Genomic DNA, 18771 nt, shown 5'->3' on the forward strand with positions numbered 1-18771 from the left:
GGGAAGGTTAGGTTTCCTTGCGTGTCGCTGCCCCCACCCCCACCCTCGTTCCCGCCCTCTCCGCAATGGTCGTCCCCCGGCCCCGGTCCGACCGGCGGGACCAACAAGGTGCTGCTGTGGGTCGCAGCAGTCGCCGTCGCCCTCGCCGTCATCGTCGTCGTGGCCCTCGGCGTCGTCCTCCTCACCCGGGGAGACGACGCGGACGACAGCGCCGACGACCGCCCCACTGCCGCGTCCAGCCAGACCAGCGACGACTCGTCCGGGACGTCGGGGGCGCCCAGCGACACCGAGTCGTCGACCACGCCTGCGGAGGCCGGGCCGGACAACACGGCGGTGGTGGGTGAGTGGTACGGCCGGTATCGCTGCACCCAGGGTGCCTCGGCCGGGCGCCTGATCATCGAGGCCGTGCCCGGCAGCACCACCCAGGTGACGGCCGTCTTCCGCTTCGGCGAGTCCATCATCAACGAGGACGTCGAGCCCGGGAGCTACCGGATGACCGGCGAGGTCACCGACTCGCAGCTCAACCTGAGGGCCGGCGAGTGGATCGAGCAGGCTCCGGGTTACACCACCGTGGACCTCGAGGCACCCGTGACCACCGATGCGCCCACGGAGCTCTTCGGCAGCGTGCTCAGCCCGGGCTGCCAGCGCTTCCGCTTCCTCAGGCAATGAGCCCCCGCTGGGAGCCTCAGTCGCGCGAGGCCCGCAGCGCCTTCCAGCCCAGCGAGCCGAGCAGGCCCGCGATCACGAAGTTCACGACGATGAGCACGGTGTGGGCGACCCAGTACCCGGTGGCCCGGTCCTCGCCCGCGTCGTAGGCGGAGTAGAGGTTCTTCGCGAAGTTGCCGAAGGAGAAGACGTTCCAGGCGGCGACGGACAGGAGCAGGACGGCGTGCTTGCGTTCGAACTTCACGCCCTCATCCTCCCAGAGGGCCTCGGTCCTGGCGGCGCCGGCCGAGCCGCGCACCGAGCAGGAGGCCGAGCGCCCCACCGACCGCCAGTGGAGGCCCCCAGCCGCGCCCGGTGTCGGCGTCCTGTTCCGGCCGGGTCACCGTCGCCACGGCGACGGGCAGGAGCGCGGCGCGACGCGCGTCCCTGTCCTCTCGCGCCGCAGCGCTGGTGTGGGCCCAGGCCGCGGCGTAGAGGATCACGCGGGAGAAGTAGTTGATCCAGACCAGCAGGATCAGGGCGATCCCGAACGCCTGGAACGCCGGCTGTCCGCGGGTGCCCACCAGCAGGAGGCCGGAGAGCTGCTTGAGGACCTCGAACCCGATCGCCCCCAGCCAGGCGCCCGACCAGAGCGCGCGGTCCGGCACCGGTGGCCGGGCGAGCAGGCGGAAGATCAGGAAGAACAACAGCGCCGAGGTGGCCAGCCCGACGACGAGCGCGAGCAGCGTCACCAGCCAGCCGAGCCCGTGGCCGAGGTCGACCAGGTCGAGGACCTGCTCCGACATCCGGGTCAGCACGCCCGACACAGCGACGCTGAGCAGCAGCACGGCCCCCAGGACGACCAGGGTGAGCAGGTCGCGCAGCTTGCCGATGACGAAGCTCGGCTGGAGCCGCTCGGGCATCTCGAAGAGCACGATCAGTGCGGTCTGGAGCGAGGAGAGCCAGCCCAGGCCGGCGTAGAGGACACCGGCGAGGCCAATCAGTCCGACTGCCCCAGCAGCGTCCTGGACGTCCTCCAGCGGCACCTCGTTCGGTCCGCCGCCCACGAGGCCGGGCAGCACCTCGTCGATGGCGTCGAGGAGCGCGTCCTGCGCGTCGGGGAAGACGTTGGCGACGTACCCGATGGCGAAGAAGGCGAGAGCCAGGACGGGGAAGACCGAGAGGAAACCGAAGTAGGTGACTCCCCCGGCCTGCTGGCCGCCCTTCACCTCGGAGAAGTGCTCCTGGGTGCGCACCGCGTGATCGACCACGGTCGAACGCGCACGGAGTCGGGAGACCTGCTGCTTCAGTCGGTCGGCAAGGCTCATCTCAGGGGGAAGGTACGGGTGGCCTTCCAGCCCTCCTCCGCGTGGTGGACGTACAGGTGGAAGTCCTGTACCCCGAAACGACAATCGAATCCGGCCAGGTCCTCGAACGCCCGGTCCAGGGCGACGTCGTCCAGGTGATGGGCGACCGTGACGTGGGGGTGGTAGGGGAAGCCGAGGTCGACCGCAAGCGGCCCCCGTCGTACGGCGTCCGCGAGCAGCTCGCACTGCGAGATGCCCTCGACCAGCCCCACGAACACCACCGGCGAGACCGGGCGGAACGTGCCGGTGCCGCGCAGGTGCACGGTGAACGGATCGATGCCGGACCCGGCCGCAGCGAGGTGCTCCTCGATCTCGGCCAGGTCGCCGTCGACCTCGATCGGCGGGATCAGGGTGATGTGGCTCGGCACGCCTTCCGCGGTGGGGTCGCCGATCTCGAGGCGGTAGTCGTAGAGCTCGGAGGCCCAGGGCTCCGGCACCGCGACGGCCACGCCGATGACAGGCATCAGGAGCCCGCCGCCGGCTTCACGGCCGACGGGGCGACGAAACCGACGCGCTGGTAGACGTCCTTGAGGGTCTGCTCGGCGATCACGTTCGCCGTCGCTGCGCCCTCGGCCAGCACCTGCATCAGGTATGCCTGGTCGTCCAGCAGCTCCAGGGTGCGCTCGCGGAACGGGGTCACGAACCCGACCACCACCTCGGCGAGGTCCTTCTTCAGGTCGCCGTACATCTTGCCGGCGTACTGCTCCTCGAGAGCGGTGACCGCCTCGCCCGTCAGCGCGGAGTAGATCGTGAGCAGGTTGCTGACACCCGGCTTCTCGATCGGGTCGAACCGGATCGTGGTGTCGGAGTCGGTCACCGCGGAACGGATCTTCTTCGCGGTCGCCTTCGGGTCGTCGAGGAGGAACACGCAGCCGCCGCCACCCACGCTCTTCGACATCCGCTTCTCGGGGTGCTGGAGGTCGTAGATCTTGGCCGTGGTCTTGAGGATGTACGGCTCCGGCAGGCGGAAGGTCTTCTTGAACCGGCCGTTGAACCGCTGGGCGAGGTCGCGGGTCAGCTCGAGGTGCTGGCGCTGGTCCTCGCCGACCGGGACGTAGTGCGGCCGGTAGAGGAGGATGTCGGCGGCCTGCAGGATCGGGTACGTGAAGAGGCCGACGCTCGCCGCGCCCTCGCCACCCTTGGCCGACTTGTCCTTGAACTGGGTCATCCGGCGCGCCTCGCCGAACCCGGTCAGGCCGTTGAGCACCCAGGCCAGCTGGGCGTGGGCGGGCACGTGGCTCTGCACAAAGATCGACGACTTCGCCGGGTCGACACCGGCAGCAATCAGCTGGGCAGCGCTGCGCAGCGTTCGCTCGCGCAGGACCTTCGGGTCCCAGTCGACCGTGATCGCGTGGAGGTCGGCGAGGAAGAAGAACGGCTGGTGGTCGCGCTGCAGGTCCACCCACTGCCGGATCGCACCGACGTAGTTGCCGAGCTGGAAGGAGTCCGAGGTCGGCTGGATCCCGGAGAGGACCCGCGGACGGGCGGCTCCTTCGGGAGCGGACGGGTGTGCGGTCTCCGGCACGGGCGTGTGCTCGGTCGTGGCGGACATGAGGGCGATTGTCTCAGGAACACCGGCAGGACCGTTACACGGCTCCTATGCTCTCGTCATGGTTCACCACGTGTGGGGCGAGGTGCCGCCTCTCGGGCAGGCGACGACGCCGGTTTCGACGCGGCCGGCCGTGCAGCCACCGACGACACCGGAGCGGCCCGTACCGGCGTCCGCCACACGTCCGAAGGCGCTGCAGGGCCTCGCCCACGTGATCGTCGCGCTGGCGGTCACCGTGACCGTCCTCGAGGTCTTCACCGCGCTGTTCAGCAACGTCGAACCGGGGACTCGCGAAGCCTTCCTCCTCGGGGGCGACCTGGTCGAGGATCTCGCGTGGTACGAGGAGGTCCAGCTCCTGACCTACCCCCTGCTCCTCGTGGCCTATCTCCCCGCCTGCTTGTGGTTGTACCGGGCCCGGGCCAACTCCTTCCTCATCGACCCGCGGGCCATCCACGAGCGCGCCAGGGCCTGGGTGTGGCTGGGCTGGATCCTGCCCCTCGTCCACCTCTGGTACCCGTACCAGGTCGTCCGGGACGTCCAGAACGGGAGCGTCCGACGCGGGACGTATGTCGAGGTCACGGTGTGGTGGGGCGCCTGGTTGACGTGGCTGTTCGCGACCCGGACGGTCGCTGGACTTCTGAACACGCGCGACCGGGATCCGATGATGGCCGAGGCGCTGTCGGACACCGCGGCCTCGGTGACGGCGCTCAACTGGATCTCCGCCGCGGCCGCAGTCCTCGCGTGTGTGCAGTGGTGCCGCATCGTCCTCGGTGTCACGGCCAGCCAGCGTCTCGCGTTCAGTCCGCCGCGCTAGGCACCTGCGCTGCGGCGGTGCACGACCGCCGAGACCAGCAGGATCGCGACACCCACGGCGGCCAGACCGGCACCGACGAGCGCAGGAGCCCGGTAGCCGTACCCCGCCGCGATGACCAGGCCACCGAGCCAGGCGCCCAGCGCGTTGGCGATGTTGAGCGCGGCGTGGTTCATCGCGGCACCGAGCGTGACCGCTCCCCCGGCGACGTCCATCAGCCGGAGCTGGAGGTTGATCACCAGCACCGATCCGGTCGCCGTCACGAGGAAGGCGACGGGCAGCAGGCCCCACCCGGTGGGCGCGGCGGCGTAGTAGACGAGCATCAGCACGATGCCGATGGCGCCCGACAGCAGCAGGCTGCGGTAGACCGACCAGGCCGCGAGCTCCCCTGCGAGCCACGTGCCCACGACCATGCCGAGACCGAGCGCCAGCACGAAGACGGGAACAGTGCCGCGCTCGAGCCCGCCGACGTCGGTGACCGTCTTGGCGATGTAGGAGTAGACCGCGAACATCCCGCCGAAGCCGACGGCTCCCACGGCCATCGTGAGCCAGACCTGCAGGCTGCCGAAGAACTCACGAGCCTCCTTGCGCCCGCTCGCCTCCGAGTCGCCGGGCACCGACGGCACCGCCGCCAGCACCATGGCCATGGTCGCCAGGGCGAGCAGGCCTCCGAGGAGGTACGTCGAGCGCCAGCCGACCTGCTGGCCGAGGAAGGTGGCCAGCGGGACGCCGACCACGTTCGCGACCGAGAGCCCGAGCATCACGCTCGCGACGGCGCGTCCTCGACGTTCGGGCGTCACCAGGCTGGCGGCGACCAGGCTCGCCACCCCGAAGTAGGCGCCGTGCGGCAGGCCGTCGAGGAACCGGGCCACCGTGAGCACCTCGAAGTTGGGGGCGAAGGCGCTGAGGAGGTTGAAGACGCCGTACGCCGCCATCAGCCAGACGAGCATCGCCCGACGCGGGAGGGCCGCCCCGAAGAACGCCAGGATCGGTACGCCGACCACGACGCCGATCGCGTAGGCGGAGATGATGTGGCCGGCCGTCGGCACGGAGACGTCGACGCCGTCGGCCACCTCGGGCAGCACACCCATGGTCATGAACTCGGTGGTGCCGATGGTGAAACCGCCGACCGCGAGCGCCAGGATCGCCAGCACGGGTCGAGCGTGGGACACCGCCGGGCTGGCCTCGATGGAGGTCGTCGGCGAAGAAGTCACGTGAAACCGTAACCGGCGACCGCCGGGTGCTATTCCTCGGCGGTGCCCGCTGCTCGTCGCGCCCGCTGCTCGTAGGCTGCGCGAGCTGCCGGGTCGGCAGACCTGAGCACGTCGCCGGCCTTCGTCGCGCGCGACATCGCGTCCTGGACGAACCGCGGCATTGCCAGGGTCGACTTCCCGAGCCCCTGCGTCCAGCGCGGGACCCACATCTCCGCCTTCGGCTTGAGGACCGCTGCCTCGATCACCTCGGCGACGTCCTCCGCGGTCACCGGCTTGATGCCCCGCGCCGCAGGCACACCGGCAGCGAGCTCGGTCTGCACGACGGTCGGGAGGATGACCGTGACGTCGATCCCGTCGCCGACCAGCTCCTGACGGATGGCCTCACTGAAGCCGACCACGGCGAACTTGGATGCGGAGTAGGTCGCACCGTGCGGGACGGCGACCCGGCCGACGGCGGAGGCGACGTTGACGAGGTGGCCCCGGCCGCGGTCGACCATGCCCGGCGCGACGGCCTTGGTGCCGTTGATCACGCCGTGCACGTTGACGTCCATGATGGTGCGGGCCACGCTCTCGGTCTCCTTGAGCACGGATCCGAGCGGCATGATCCCGGCGTTGTTGACCAGCACGTCCCACGGCCCGAGGTGGTCGACGTCGGCGAGGAAGGAGACCCAGGAGCTGACGTCGGTGACGTCGAGGCGCGCGGCGACGACGTGGCCGTCGTACGCACCGGCGACCTCGTTGGCCCGGTCCAGGTCGAGGTCGCCGATCGCGACCTTCGCGCCCTGGCGGGCAAAGCGGTCGACGGTGGCGCGACCGATGCCGCGCGCACCTCCGGTGACGATGATGGACAGGCCTGCGATGGATCGGGGCACGGGAATTCCTCCAGCGGTCTCAGAGTCGGACGAGGTCGATCGGCTGGCCGTCCTTCGGGAACGGCAGCGAGTGGTTGTCGAGAGGTGCGACGTAGCCGGGGTCGACGCTCCAGCGGTGGGTGCGCAGCAACCGGTGCAGGATCGCCTTGACCTCGGCCCCGGCGAAGTGGAGCCCGATGCACTTGTGGACCCCGCCCCCGAACGGGGACCAGGCGTAGCGGTGCGACTTGTCCTCGCGGCGCTCCGGGCTGAACCGGTCGGGGTCGAAGCGCGTGGGTTCGCTCCACAGGTCCCCCATCAGGTGCGACAGCTGGAGTCCGACCGCCACCTGGGTTCCGGCGGGGATGCGCACGCCCTGGACGACGGTGTCCTTGACCGTGCTCCGCGCGAGCATGGGGACCGGGGCGCGCAGGCGGAGGCATTCCTTCATCACCAGGTCGAGCGAGACCAGCTGCTCGAGCTCAGCGAGGCTCGGCTCGTCCCCCAGGGCCAGGGACTCCGCGCGACAACGCTCCTGCCACTCCGGGTGCTGGCCGAGGTACTGCAGCATCGTGGACGTGGTGATCGTCGAGGTGTCGTGCGCGGCCATCATCAGGAAGATCATGTGGTTCACGACGTCGTCGTCGCTGAACCGCTCGCCGTCATCGGTCTCGATGTGGCACAGGACAGAGAAGAGGTCGCCGGTGCGTTCGGTCCGCTTGGCAGGCAGGTAGTGGCGCAGGAACTCCTCGAGGACCGCGCGGCCGCGGTAGGCCCGGCCCCACCGGGTCATCGGCACCCGGGCGCGGACCACGCCGGACGCGGCCTGCACGCAGTCGATGAACGCGGCGTTGATCCGGTCCATCTCGGCGGGCGAGGTGTCAGCGGCGCCGCCCATGAAGGTGTCGGCCGCGATGTCGAGCGTGAGCTGCTTCAGGGCCGGGTAGCAACGGAAGTCCGTGCCGACCTCCCACGCGTCGATGCCCCGCGCGATCGCCGGGTGCATCGGGGCGACGTACGACGTCAGGCGGTCGCGGGTGAAGGCTTCCTGCATGATCCGCCGGTGGGTGTGGTGCTCCTCGAAGTCGAGCAGCATGAGCCCACGGCCGAAGAACGGCCCGACGAGCCTTCCCCACGCCGGTCCGTTGGCGAACGCCTTGTCCGCGTTGCGCAGGGCCTCCTCGCAGGCATCCGGCCCGAGCAGCATCACGAAGGTCTGGCCCAGGAAGGGGAACGGCGACACCGGGCCGTAGGTGTCCCACTGGTGCTGCATCAACGCCGCGGGATCCTTCGCGTACGCCATGACCCGCCCGAGCAGGGGCAGCCCCCGGTCCCCGCGAAGGACCGTCGGGATCTCGCGCGTCATCTGTCCTGCGGTCATCGTCGACCTCCCCGGCGCGACTGGCGGCACGCCCTCAGGGTGCCCAGCGTCATTCAGGAAGGGCGTCCTGTCAACCTTCTCCTGGCGGCGTTGACGTGCGAGGCTGGAGCCGTGGCAGTCCAGTCGGGAACCTATCGGGGCGTGAGTGCGCAGGACCGCGCCGCCGAGCGCCGTGTGCGCCTGCTCGAGGCAACGCTCTCGGTGTGGGCCGACCGGGAGACGCGAACGACCATGACGGCCGTCTGCTCCGCGGCCGGGCTGTCGGAGCGCTACTTCTACGAGAGCTTCACCGGACTCGACGAAGCCCAGCGCGCTGTCCTGGAGGACGTCGCGACCGAGATCGAGACGACGGCCCTCGCTGCCGCGGCCGCGGCGGCGGACGATGAGCCCGGTCAACGGATCCGGGCCGCGGTCGCCGCCTTCGTGGACCTGCTGCTCGCCGATCCGCGCAAGGGCCGGGTGGCGATCATCGAGGCAGGGGCGATGCCGGCACTCCGGTCCCGGCGGACAGAACTGCTTCGTCACTTCGCCCACCTCGCCGCCGATCAGGCCCACGAGATGCACGGGCAGCGCCGACGCGAGGACGAACTGGCTGGACTGCTCTTCATCGGCGGCGTCGCCGAGGTCGTCACGGCGTGGCTGGACGGCACCCTGGACGCCTCGGCCGACGAGCTCGTCGAGACCGCGAGTCGGGCGTTCCTCGGGCTCTACGCCTGAGCTCACCCGGCGAGGTGGCCCCAGTCGGTGGTCAGCTCGGCCCAGGGACCGACCGCAGCGACCGCTCCGTCGACGAGCACCACGACCCGGTCGGCCTGCGAGAGAGCCGCTCGCTTCGAGGTCGCGCCGATGACGGTGGTGTGGCGCTCGCGGAGCGCGACCCAGAGCTCCACCTCGGTCGCGGCATCGAGCGCGCTCGAGACGTCGTCGGCGAGCAGGAGCTCCGTGTCGGCCGCGAGGGCGCGAGCCAGCGCCAGCCGCTGGACCTGACCACCGGAGAGCCGCACGCCGCGATGGCCGACGACCGCGTCGGCGCCGCCGGCCTCCACGACGTCCTGGGTCAGTCGCGCGGCCTGGACCGGGCTGTCGAACGCGCGGTCGTGCCCGAGGCGCACGTTGTCGGAGAAGGTGCCCGAGAGCACGCGCGGCACCTGGGCGACGTGCCCGACCTGTCCCGGGCGCAGGAAGACCTCCGGATCGGTGACCTGCTCGCCGTTCCACCGCAGCTGACCCGTGTGGTCGATGAGTCCGGCCAGCGCCGAGAGCAGGCTCGACTTGCCCGAACCGACCTGGCCCACGAGCAGGACGAGCTCGCCACGCTCGACGACGAGGTCGACGCCGGCCACTCCGATCGTTCCGTCGTCGTGCAGTGCGGCGACACCGCTCAGCTCGAGTCGCTCGAGGGGCACGCGGGCCGGCTCGACCGGATCGGGAGCCCCACCGGTGACCAGGTCGATGCCTTCCGGCAGGGCCATCAGGTCACGTCCCCCAGCGAACCGGCTGGTCGCGCGCTGCCACGCACGCACGCCCGGCGCCTCGGTCACGACGGCGCCGGCGACACGTCCGAACCAGTCGAAGCCGTTGACGGCGGTGGCCACCAGCAGCGCAGTGGCGAGCCCCCAGACGTCGAGCCAGAACAGCGCCCAGGCGGTGACGACGCCGACCTGGACCATCACGATCGGCACGCCGTCGAGGAACGCCTGCACGCGGTGCTCGAAGACGGCCGCCTCGACCCGCCCGCTGTCGACCTTGCGGAGGTGGGCGTGGACGTCCGGCGTACGTCCGGCCAGCTTGACGGTGCGGGCCGACTCCACGGCGGACACGAGCGCGCGACCGAAGCCGGCGCGAGCGGTCGAGGACCGGGCGGCGGACCGGCCGGCGATCGGGCGGCCGACCGAGGAAGCGAGCGCGCTGGAGGTCATCACGGCGAGCAGGACCGCGCCGGCCAGCCAGGTGCCACCGGCGATCATCGTGATGAGGGCGATGAGGATGCCGTTGACGAAGTCGACCCAGCGGTCGGAGTAGCGCGCGAACCGGTCGGCGTCCATCGAGCGCGCGACGACCTCGCCCGGCGGCGTGCGGGGCAGCCGGTGGGTGCGGATCTGGCCGACCAGCACGGACATGCGAACGCGCAGCATCACCTCGATCCACCAGCGGGGGTAGCGGCGGAAGGCATCGGCCAGCAGGATCGGCGCGACCAGCAGGCCGGCCACCAGCAGGCCCGTGAGCAGGGTCGGGGTGTCCCCGGAGGCGAGGCGCTGGACGACCAGGCCCCAGAGCAGGCCGGTGATGGCGCCGAGCGGCGCGAAGATGCTGCCGCCGAGGAACAGCAGCACGGAGTAGATCCCCCACCACGGCCGCACCCACATGGCGTGCCACGTGCCGCGGGTCAGCGTGGGTCCGGGACCGACGGGGGGCCGTTCCGGCGGCGGTCCGGTACGACGCCGCCCACCCACCGCCGTACCCGGATCGCCGTCCGGCGACTCCTCGGGGGCCGGGCTGTCGTAGGGGTCGGTCCCCTCACGGGCCAGGCTCGCGGTGACCAGGCGTCGGAACGGGCCGTCGAGGCCGGCGAGCTCCTCGCGCATCCCTTGCTGGATGACGCGTCCGTGGTCGAGCACGGCGACCATCTCGGCGCGCTCGATGGTGCCGAGCCGGTGGGCGACGAGCACGCCCGTACGGCCCCGGATGAGGCGATCGGCTGCCGCGACCACGCGACTCTCGGTGACGGGATCCATGCGGGCGGTGGCCTCGTCGAGGACCACGACCTGCACGTGGCGCACCAGCAGGCGCGCGAAGGCGACCAGCTGCTCCTCCCCCGCCGACAGCCGGGTGCCGCCGGGTCCGAGCAGGGTGTCCAGGCCGTCCGGGAGGCCGTCGACCCAGTCGGTGAGCCCGAGCTCCTCGACGGCCGCCTCGATCTCCTCGTGCGGGGTGTCGGAGAACAACGCGATGTTCTCGGCGAGGGTGCCGGCGAGGATCTCGGTGCGCTGGGTGACCACGCCGACGCGACGGCGCAGCTCGTGGAGGTCGAGGGTGGTGATGTCGATGCCGCCGAGGAAGATCGTGCCGGGCGGCGGTTCGACCGCACGCGAGAGCAGGGACGCCAGCGTCGACTTGCCCGATCCGGTGCGACCGACCAGGGCAAGGGTGTGTCCGGCCTCGACGACCAGGTCGACGTCACGCAGGCCGAAGGTGCCCTCGGCGTACGAGAAGTCCAGGCCCCGGATCCGCAGGTCGAGGGCGCCACCGGGCACCGGCTCGCCACCGACCGGCTCCGCCTCGACACCCAGCAGCTGTCGCAGGCGCAGCACGGCGCCGAGACCGGCCTGGATGTCGGGGAGCTGGTGGGCGAGGTTGTTGATCTGGCCGACGAAGATCGTCGTGACCAGGAACAGGGTGACCAGTCGGGCCAGGTCAAGGTCGCCGTGGCTGACCAGCGCGACACCCGACACGGCCACGGCGACCAGCAGGCCGTGGAGCAGGAGTCCGACCCGGATGGCGAGCCGGGCCTCGACCACCAGCACCCGGCGGAACTTCTCGTGCACGTCCGCCGACAGCTTCGCCAGCCGTCGTACGGCGAAGGCCTGGCCCCGGCTCGTCCGCAGGTCGTCGCGCCCCGCGATGCCCTCCTCGAGCGCGGCGGCATGGTCGGTCCACGCGGCCTCCTCGATCACCTTCAACCGCGAGATCTCGATCAACGAGGGCCGCATCACCCACACGATCACCGCACCGACGACCGGGAACAGGAAGGCAGCCGGCCACCAGGTCACGCCCGCGACGACCCACATCGGCACCGCGCCGAACAGGGTGCGCATCGCCATCCAGATCTGCTGGCGCAGCAGGGTGCCGACCTCGTGGGTGTCGTCGTCGACCCGGTCCAGCACCTCGCCGACCGCCTGCTCCGTCAGGTGCTCAAGAGGCTGTTGCAGGGCAGCACTCAACAGGTCGCCGCGGAGCCGGCCCTCGGCGCGGTCGACCACACCCGCCCAGACGATCCGGCCGGACGTGTCGACCAGCGCCGCACCCACCACGAGCAGCGCGAGCCACCCGACCAGCTCTCCGGTCGGGTGGTCGGCGAGGCGTCCGGCCACCACGGTCCCGAGGGCCTGGGCAAGCGCACCGACACCGACTGCGGTGACAGCGAACCCGGCGGCCCGGCCGCGCATCCGGCGCCAGTCGACGCGACGGGCGGGATCGACGACGTCGTCCGCGGCGGGCACAGCGGCCCGGGTCAACGTCGTCGTCACTGGATCGAGAGTAGTTGGCGGCACCGACAACCGCCTCCGAATATCTTCCGGTGAAAAGCACAGCGCCCGGGGTCATCTTCCTCCCCGGGCGCTGTGTCGTGCTGTCGATCAGAACGCGGCCAAGGCCTCGTTGAAGGTCGCGCTCGGACGCATCACCGCGGTGGTCTTCTCCGCGTCGGGGCGGTAGTAGCCACCGATGTCGGCCGGCGAACCCTGGACCGCGATCAGCTCGGCCGCGATCTTGTCCTCGTTCGCACGAAGGGTCTCGGAGAGCTGCTTGAACAGTGCAGCCAGGTCGGCGTCCTCGGTCTGCGCGGCGATCTCCTCGGCCCAGTAGAGCGCGAGGTAGAAGTGCGACCCGCGGTTGTCCGTGGTGCCGAGCTTGCGACCCGGCGAGCGGTCCTCGTCGAGGAAGGTGCCCGTGGCGCGGTCAAGCGCATCGGCCAGGATCCTGGCGGCAGGAGCGTCGGCCTGCTCGGCGTACTTCTCCAGCGAGGGGACCAGTGCGAAGAACTCGCCGAGCGAGTCCCAGCGCAGGTAGTTCTCGTTGACGAGCTGCTCGACGTGCTTGGGCGCCGAACCGCCGGCGCCGGTCTCGAACAGGCCACCACCCGCGATCAGCGGGACGACCGAGAGCATCTTGGCCGACGTGCCGAGCTCGAGGATCGGGAACAGGTCGGTGTTGTAGTCACGCAGCACGTTGCCGGTCACCGAGATGGTGTCCTCGCCCTTGCGCAGGCGCTCGAGGGAGTAGGCGCAGGCGAGCTCGGGCGAGAGGATCTGGATCTCGAGGCCGTCGGTGTCGTGGTCAGCAAGGTAGGTGCGGACCTTCTTGATGATCTCGGCGTCGTGGGCACGCGACTCGTTGAGCCAGAAGATCGCCGGCGTCGCGGAAGCGCGGGCGCGGGTGACCGCGAGCTTCACCCAGTCCTGGATCGGGATGTCCTTGGCCTGGCAGGCGCGCCAGATGTCGCCCGCTTCGACGTCGTGCTCGATCAGCACGTCGCCCGCGGCGTTGAGGACGCGGACGGTGCCGGCCTCGGCGATCTCGAAGGTCTTGTCGTGCGAGCCGTACTCCTCGGCCGCCTGCGCCATCAGGCCGACGTTGGGGACGGTGCCGATCGTGGCGGGGTCCAGCGGGCCGTTGCGCTTCACGTCGTCGAGGACGGCCTGGTAGACGCCGGCGTACGACGAGTCGGGGATCACCGCGAGGGTGTCGTCCTCGCCGCCGTCGGAGCCCCACAGGCGGCCGCCGTTGCGGACCAGCGCCGGCATGGAGGCGTCCACGATCACGTCGGAGGGCACGTGCAGGTTGGTGATGCCCTTGTCGGAGTTCGTGTAGGACAGGCGCGGGCCGGACGCGAGTGCGGCGTCGAAGGCAGCCTTGATCTCGGCGCCGTTCGCAAGCGCGTCGAGGCCGGAGAGGATGGCACCGAGACCGTCGTTGGCCGACAGACCTGCGGCAGCCAGGTCGGCGCCGTACTGCGCGAACACGTCGTCGAAGTAGGCCTTCACGACGTGGCCGAAGACGATGGGGTCGGAGACCTTCATCATCGTGGCCTTGAGGTGCACGGAGAACAGCACGTCCTCGGCCCTGGCCTTCGCCAGGGCGTTCTTGAGGAAGGCCTGCAGGTGCGCGGCCTCCATCTTGGTGCCGTCGACGATCTCGCCGGCGAGGACCTCGAGGCCCTCCTTGAGCACGATGCTGTCGCCGGCAGAGGTCTCGAGGACGATCGACAGGGTGTCGTCCTGGGTGAGGGTCACGGACTTCTCGTTGTGCGCGAAGTCGTGGTCATCCATCGTCGCGACGTTGGTCTTCGACCCGTCGGCGAACGGCTTGTTCGTGTGGGGGTGCTTCTTGGCGTAGTTCTTCACCGACGCGGGCGCGCGACGGTCGGAGTTGCCTTCACGCAGGACCGGGTTGACCGCCGAACCCTTGATCTTGTCGTACTTGGCGCGGGTCGCCTTCTCCTCGTCGGTCGACGGGGCCTCGGGGTAGTCCGGGATGTCGAAGCCCTGCTCCTGGAGCTCCTTGATCGCAGCCTTGAGCTGCGGGATCGAGGCCGACACGTTGGGCAGCTTGATGATGTTGGCCTCGGGGGTCTTGGCCAGCGCGCCGAGCTCGGCGAGCGCGTCGTCGGCCAACCCGAACTGGGCCAGGATCCGCGCGGCGACCGAGATGTCGCGCGTCTCGAAGGACACGCCAGCCTTGGCGGCGTACGCCTCGACGATCGGGAGGAAGGAGTACGTCGCCAGCAGCGGCGCCTCGTCGGTGTGGGTGTAGATGATGCTCGACATGTCCGGGCGTCGCTCCTGGCCGTGAGGTGGGATTCTTGACGTCAAGATACCTGACGCGTGGGACCAGCGTCCCGTTCGACCCCCACCCTAGTGATTAGAGTGCTGGACGTAACCCGGCTCGTTTTTCGGGACCGACCCAGGAGAGAAGAGATATGACTGACGCAGCCATGGCGGACGCCTCCGTCGAAACGCCCCCGACCACGATCCACAAACTGCTGGCCGAGTTCATCGGCACCTTCGCTCTCGTCCTGATCGGCTGCGGCGTCGCGGTGGTCAACAGCGGCGAGATCGTGCAGACCGGTCTGGCCTTCGGCCTCACCGTGACCCTGATGGCCTACGCCTTCGGACGCGTCTCCGGCGGCCACTTCAACCCCGCCGTCTCGGTGGGTGCGGCCCTCGGCGGTCGTACGTCGTGGCGCGACGCGGGCGCCTACATCGCGGCCCAGATCGCCGGCGGCATCGCCGGCGCACTCGTGCTGATGATCCTGCTCCTCGGCATCGACGGCTTCGAGGCGTTCGACGTGGACGCCCCGCTCGGCACCAACGGCTTCAGCGCAGGCGGCTACGACTACGCGTGGTGGGCTGCATTCCTCATCGAGGTCATCTTCACGTTCCTCTTCGTCTTCGTGATCCTCGCTGTCACCGACAAGCGCAACGCCGCGAACGCGATGATGGCGCCGCTGGCCATCGGTGTGACCCTCGCGGTCATCCACTTCATGCTGATCCCGCTGACCGGCACCTCGCTCAACCCGGCGCGTTCGATCGGCCCGGCCATCTTCAGCGGCGGTGACTGGCTCGTCCAGCTCTGGCCGTTCATCCCGGCCCCGCTCATCGGCGGTGCCGTGGCCGGTCTGCTCTACCCGCTCCTGTTCGGCCACGGCGAGGACCCCGTCCCCGGATCCGGCCTGAACTTCGGCAGCGGCGGTTCCTCGAACCCCGCGTTCACGCAGCAGTGGAACCAGGGCCAGGTCGCCCCGGGCGCACCGGCCGAGCAGCCGATCATCCAGGACGGCTGGCAGTGGGACCCGGCTTCGCAGCAGTGGATCCCGGCACAGCCGCATGCACCGCAGGTGCCCCAGGCACCGCAGGCCGGTGGCTGGGCGCCGCCCGCCGGCGAGCAGACGCAGGTGCGTCCGCCGCAGTGACGCTTGTCAGTTCAGGATCGCGGGGCTCGTCGTTCACGACGGGCCCCGTGGTCATTTCCTGACTACTTCTGCGTGAAGGACACGAGTACGACGACCTCGTCGCCACCCTCGACCGTCTCCTCACGGATCAGGCCGGTGCCCTCGGCGTACAGCTTGTGCTCGACGAGGCCAGGCTCCAGGGGCGTGGTGTCCTCGGTCTCGAGCAGCCCGTCGAAGCTGCCGAACGGGACGGTGGCGGTGGCATCGAGCCCCAGCACAGCCGCCTGGTCCTCGGCCTCGCCGCGCAGGTACTCCATCTTGTAGCCGTCGCCGATCCGCGGCTCGGCCGCCATGGCCAGGCCGGCTTCGGCGCCGTCGACCCCGGCCTCCCACGAACCCTCGGTCGACGTCTCGCCGTCGTCGTACTCGGTGGTGGCCTCGCCGAGGTACCAGACGTTGCCGGCGGTGTCCTGGGCGAACCAGTCGAAGGTGTCCTCGACCAGCTCGCCGTCGGCATCGGTCACGACGTCGTGGACAACGGTCGCCGTGACCCCGCCAATCTTGCGGGTCTCGTCGAGAACGGTGACCGTGATCGTCTCCTCGCCCTCGCTCGACGTCGCCTGGTAGACCCACTCGGTGCCGGGCACGAGCGGCAGCCAGCGATTGTCGATGCGCGGCACGAAGTCCGAGGCGGTCAGGCCCGGGGTCGGGATCTCGAGCCCGTCGACGCCCGTCGGCGGGCTGGGCTCGGAGGCAGATCCGCAACCCCCCAGCACGATCGCGACGAACGCCACAGGGACCGCCGATGACCGGGCTCGAGTCCACCCCTGAGTCCTCATGGCGCCATCGTCTCGCATCCTTGCCCGGGTCCCCACGCCCGCCCGGGCGCTGCTAGCGTCGCTGGCGTCCGCACGTATCCCCTTAGGAGTCCCCCTGTGAGCACCACCCCGCTCAAGGTGGCCGTGACCGGCGCAGCCGGCCAGATCGGCTACAGCCTGCTCTTCCGCATCGCCAGCGGCGCCATCGCCGGCGACCGTCCCGTCGAGCTCCGCCTGCTCGAGATCGAGCCGGCCCTGAAGGCCCTCGAGGGCGTCGTGATGGAGCTCGACGACTGCGCGTTCCCGAACCTCGCCGGCGTCGTCATCGGCTCCGACCCGGAGCAGGTCTTCGACGGCGTCAACCTCGCCCTCCTCGTCGGCGCGCGCCCGCGCGGCCCCGGCATGGAGCGCGGCGACCTGCTGGCCGCCAACGGCGCCATCTTCACCGCGCAGGGCAAGGCCCTCAACAAGGTCGCAGCCGACGACGTCCGCATCGGTGTCACCGGCAACCCGGCCAACACCAACGCGCTGATCGCCGCGACCAACGCGCCCGACATCCCCAAGGACCGGTTCTCGGCACTGACCCGCCTCGACCACAACCGGGCGATCTCGCAGCTGGCCGCCAAGACCGGCTCGGACGTCACCGACATCAAGAAGATCACGATCTGGGGCAACCACTCGGCCACCCAGTACCCCGACATCTTCCACGCCGAGATCGGCGGCAAGAACGCCGCCGAGGTCGTGGGCGACCAGGCCTGGATCGCCGACACGTTCATCCCGACCGTCGCCAAGCGCGGCGCGGCGATCATCGACGCGCGCGGCGCGTCCTCGGCTGCCTCGGCCGCCTCGGCCACGTGCGACGCAGCGCGTGACTGGCTGAACGGCACCCCGGCCGGCGACTGGGTCTCCATGGCCGTCGTCTCCGACGGTTCCTACGGCGTCCCCGAGGGCCTCGTGTCCTCGTTCCCGGTCACCACCGCGAACGGCGACTGGAGCATCGTCCAGGGCCTCGAGATCGACGACTTCTCCCGCGGCAAGATCGACGCATCCGTCGCCGAGCTCGCCGACGAGAAGGCTGCCGTCACGGAGCTGGGCCTCATCTGACCTTCGCGAGTTGGGGTTTGTCACCCCCGAGTTGTACGAAAACACCACACCCCGCGGCCCGTTGGTCGTGGGGTGTGGTGTTTTCGTACAACTCGGGGGTGACAAACCCCAACTCGCGCTAGACGGGCTGGTCGGGAATGGTCTGGGCCAGCACGAACAGGGTGATCCCGAGGGCCAGCAGGATCGCGACGTCCAGGAACCGGTGGCGTACGGCGAGCATGCCCGCGTCCTTCTCCGGCAAGGCGAGCCTCAGCACTGCGGCAAAGCCGAGGACGCCGGAGATGATCCGGATCCCGTTGCGCCAGTCGGACGTTGCGGCGACGACGACGCCGGCGATGGTCATCGCGAGGATCGCGATGTAGCAGAAGCCACCGATCGTCGCGGGCGCGTAGCGCCGAGGCGCGCGCTCGCCGATCGGCAGCGGTTCCGGGGCGACCGGGACCGCTGCTGCTCCCTCCAGCCCCTCCAGCTCGTCGTTCAGTGCGCTGCCTTCCCGCCCTCGTGCGCGGCCTGCTCGGCCATGGTGACCACGTTGGCCAGCAGCATCGCGCGGGTCATCGGCCCGACGCCACCGGGGTTCGGCGACACCCAGCCCGCGACACCCCACACGTCGTCCGCGACGTCTCCGGCGATCTTGCCGTCGACCCGGCTGACGCCGACGTCGAGGACGGCCGCGCCGGGCTTGACCATGTCGGCGGTGATGATGCCGGGCACGCCGGCAGCGGCCACCACGATGTCGGCGTCGCGCACGTGGGCGGCCAGGTCGACGGTGCCCGTGTGGCAGAGCGTCACCGTGGCGTTCTCGGAGCGGCGGGTCAACAGCAGGCCCAGCGGGCGACCGACAGTGATGCCACGACCGACGACGACCACGTTGGCCCCGGCGATCGGCACGTCGTGCCGACGCAGCAGCTCGACGATGCCGTACGGCGTGCACGGCAGCGGCGCCTCGTTGCCGAGGACCAGCCAGCCGAGGTTGGTCGGGTGCAGGCCGTCAGCGTCCTTGGTGGGATCGATCAGGCCGAGCACCCGGTTCTCGTCGCGGCCACGCGGCAGCGGGAGCTGGACGATGTAACCGGTGCAGGCGGGGTCCTCGTTGAGGGCCGCGACGGCGTCCTCGATCTCCTGCTGGGTGGCGACCTCGGGCAGGTCCACACGGATCGACGCGATGCCGACCTCCGCGCAGTCCTTGTGCTTGCCGTTGACGTACCAGCGCGAGCCCGGGTCGTCGCCGACCAGGACGGTGCCGAGGCCGGGCGTGATGCCCTGCTCCTTCAGCGCCGCGACACGGACCCGGAGTTCGTCCTTGATGGCCGCCGCGGTGGCGGAGCCGTCGAGCTTCTGTGCAGTCACGGTGGTCATCCT

At 70.4% G+C, this 18771-nt stretch carries 17 protein-coding genes; 5 read left to right on the plus strand and 12 right to left on the minus strand.

All coding sequences use genetic code 11. From position 1 onward, the window contains the following. Nucleotides 1-21: 21 nt before the first annotated feature. A complete protein-coding gene (locus tag ASD84_RS06795; protein ID WP_156391631.1) occupies nt 22-669 on the plus strand; it encodes a hypothetical protein in 648 nt (215 codons plus the stop codon). 16 nt (nt 670-685) lie between these two features. Here ASD84_RS06795 and ASD84_RS06800 read toward each other — a convergent pair whose 3' ends face one another. From ASD84_RS06800 to trpS, 4 genes are read right to left on the minus strand one after another with little or no spacing between them, the layout of a single operon-like run. After that, the gene (locus tag ASD84_RS06800) at nt 686-910 is read right to left on the minus strand and encodes an SCO4848 family membrane protein (protein ID WP_056710757.1); all 225 of its coding nucleotides are present in this window, start codon (nt 908-910) and stop codon (nt 686-688) included. A gap of 4 nt (nt 911-914) precedes the next feature. Then, nucleotides 915-1973 carry a YihY/virulence factor BrkB family protein gene (locus tag ASD84_RS06805; RefSeq protein ID WP_082573195.1) on the minus strand — a complete coding sequence of 353 codons (1059 nt, stop codon included), beginning with the start codon at nt 1971-1973 and terminating at the stop codon, nt 915-917. Next, nucleotides 1970-2476, minus strand: coding sequence for a 2'-5' RNA ligase family protein (locus tag ASD84_RS06810; protein ID WP_056708170.1), 507 nt, complete (start codon nt 2474-2476; stop codon nt 1970-1972). The genes ASD84_RS06805 and ASD84_RS06810 overlap by 4 nt, the downstream gene beginning before the upstream one ends. Further along, nucleotides 2476-3564: a tryptophan--tRNA ligase gene (gene trpS, locus ASD84_RS06815; RefSeq protein ID WP_082573196.1), complete on the minus strand. Its 1089-nt coding sequence runs from the start codon at nt 3562-3564 to the stop codon at nt 2476-2478. Before trpS ends, ASD84_RS06810 begins: the two co-directional genes overlap by 1 nt. Nucleotides 3565-3622: 58 nt before the next feature. On the opposite strand from trpS, the gene ASD84_RS06820 reads away from it, so the two are divergent. Then, a complete protein-coding gene (locus ASD84_RS06820; protein ID WP_056708172.1) occupies nt 3623-4375 on the plus strand; it encodes a DUF4328 domain-containing protein in 753 nt (250 codons plus the stop codon). On the opposite strand, the gene ASD84_RS06825 is transcribed toward ASD84_RS06820, so the two are convergent. Genes ASD84_RS06825 through ASD84_RS06835 form a run of 3 tightly spaced genes read right to left on the minus strand, consistent with a single transcriptional unit; the run spans nt 4372 to nt 7818 of the window. Continuing rightward, nucleotides 4372-5586: an MFS transporter gene (locus ASD84_RS06825; protein ID WP_056708175.1), complete on the minus strand. Its 1215-nt coding sequence runs from the start codon at nt 5584-5586 to the stop codon at nt 4372-4374. The two genes, ASD84_RS06820 and ASD84_RS06825, sit on opposite strands and share 4 nt — an antisense overlap. A 29-nt stretch (nt 5587-5615) precedes the next feature. Beyond that, nucleotides 5616-6458: an SDR family oxidoreductase gene (locus ASD84_RS06830; protein WP_056708178.1), complete on the minus strand. Its 843-nt coding sequence runs from the start codon at nt 6456-6458 to the stop codon at nt 5616-5618. Between the two features lie 19 nt (nt 6459-6477). After that, nucleotides 6478-7818: a cytochrome P450 gene (locus ASD84_RS06835; RefSeq protein ID WP_056708182.1), complete on the minus strand. Its 1341-nt coding sequence runs from the start codon at nt 7816-7818 to the stop codon at nt 6478-6480. A 111-nt stretch (nt 7819-7929) separates the two neighbouring features. On the opposite strand from ASD84_RS06835, the gene ASD84_RS06840 reads away from it, so the two are divergent. Beyond that, nucleotides 7930-8535, plus strand: coding sequence for a TetR/AcrR family transcriptional regulator (locus ASD84_RS06840; protein WP_056708185.1), 606 nt, complete (start codon nt 7930-7932; stop codon nt 8533-8535). Nucleotides 8536-8537: 2 nt separating this feature from the next. Here the strand turns inward: ASD84_RS06840 and ASD84_RS06845 are convergent, their stop codons facing one another. Together ASD84_RS06845 and ASD84_RS06850 are read right to left on the minus strand one after the other, a co-directional pair. Continuing rightward, the gene (locus ASD84_RS06845) at nt 8538-12065 is read right to left on the minus strand and encodes an ATP-binding cassette domain-containing protein (protein ID WP_056708188.1); all 3528 of its coding nucleotides are present in this window, start codon (nt 12063-12065) and stop codon (nt 8538-8540) included. A gap of 108 nt (nt 12066-12173) precedes the next feature. Further along, nucleotides 12174-14363: an NADP-dependent isocitrate dehydrogenase gene (locus ASD84_RS06850; protein ID WP_056708190.1), complete on the minus strand. Its 2190-nt coding sequence runs from the start codon at nt 14361-14363 to the stop codon at nt 12174-12176. 152 nt (nt 14364-14515) lie between these two features. Here ASD84_RS06850 and ASD84_RS06855 point away from each other — a divergent pair, with 152 nt between their 5' ends. Next, nucleotides 14516-15508 (plus strand): MIP/aquaporin family protein, encoded by a 993-nt coding sequence (locus ASD84_RS06855; protein WP_200954453.1) that lies wholly within the window; start codon nt 14516-14518, stop codon nt 15506-15508. A gap of 62 nt (nt 15509-15570) precedes the next feature. Here the strand turns inward: ASD84_RS06855 and ASD84_RS06860 are convergent, their stop codons facing one another. Then, complete coding sequence (locus tag ASD84_RS06860) at nt 15571-16326, minus strand: hypothetical protein (protein ID WP_156391635.1); 756 nt, start codon at nt 16324-16326, stop codon at nt 15571-15573. 96 nt (nt 16327-16422) lie between these two features. Here ASD84_RS06860 and ASD84_RS06865 point away from each other — a divergent pair, with 96 nt between their 5' ends. Continuing rightward, nucleotides 16423-17409 (plus strand): malate dehydrogenase, encoded by a 987-nt coding sequence (locus ASD84_RS06865; protein WP_056708202.1) that lies wholly within the window; start codon nt 16423-16425, stop codon nt 17407-17409. A 118-nt stretch (nt 17410-17527) separates the two neighbouring features. Here the strand turns inward: ASD84_RS06865 and ASD84_RS25990 are convergent, their stop codons facing one another. Together ASD84_RS25990 and ASD84_RS06875 are read right to left on the minus strand one after the other, a co-directional pair. Next, complete coding sequence (locus ASD84_RS25990; protein WP_268788471.1) at nt 17528-18001, minus strand: DUF3017 domain-containing protein; 474 nt, start codon at nt 17999-18001, stop codon at nt 17528-17530. Continuing rightward, the gene (locus ASD84_RS06875) at nt 17887-18759 is read right to left on the minus strand and encodes a bifunctional methylenetetrahydrofolate dehydrogenase/methenyltetrahydrofolate cyclohydrolase (protein WP_056710762.1); all 873 of its coding nucleotides are present in this window, start codon (nt 18757-18759) and stop codon (nt 17887-17889) included. Before ASD84_RS06875 ends, ASD84_RS25990 begins: the two co-directional genes overlap by 115 nt. Nucleotides 18760-18771 lie beyond the last annotated feature (12 nt).

The organism is Nocardioides sp. Root682 (assembly GCF_001427795.1).
Taxonomy (GTDB): domain Bacteria; phylum Actinomycetota; class Actinomycetes; order Propionibacteriales; family Nocardioidaceae; genus Nocardioides.

Excerpts from the sequence above, each read along its gene's own strand:
- ASD84_RS06860 (WP_156391635.1), bottom strand. The coding sequence starts at position 16,326 with ATGAGGACTCAGGGGTGGACTCGAGCCCGGTCATCGGCGGTCCCTGTG.
- ASD84_RS06810 (WP_056708170.1), bottom strand. The coding sequence starts at position 2,476 with ATGCCTGTCATCGGCGTGGCCGTCGCGGTGCCGGAGCCCTGGGCCTCC.
- ASD84_RS06820 (WP_056708172.1), top strand. The coding sequence starts at position 3,623 with ATGGTTCACCACGTGTGGGGCGAGGTGCCGCCTCTCGGGCAGGCGACG.
- trpS (WP_082573196.1), bottom strand. The coding sequence starts at position 3,564 with ATGTCCGCCACGACCGAGCACACGCCCGTGCCGGAGACCGCACACCCG.
- ASD84_RS06805 (WP_082573195.1), bottom strand. The coding sequence starts at position 1,973 with ATGAGCCTTGCCGACCGACTGAAGCAGCAGGTCTCCCGACTCCGTGCG.
- ASD84_RS06835 (WP_056708182.1), bottom strand. The coding sequence starts at position 7,818 with ATGACCGCAGGACAGATGACGCGCGAGATCCCGACGGTCCTTCGCGGG.
- ASD84_RS06855 (WP_200954453.1), top strand. The coding sequence starts at position 14,516 with ATGACTGACGCAGCCATGGCGGACGCCTCCGTCGAAACGCCCCCGACC.
- ASD84_RS06850 (WP_056708190.1), bottom strand. The coding sequence starts at position 14,363 with ATGTCGAGCATCATCTACACCCACACCGACGAGGCGCCGCTGCTGGCG.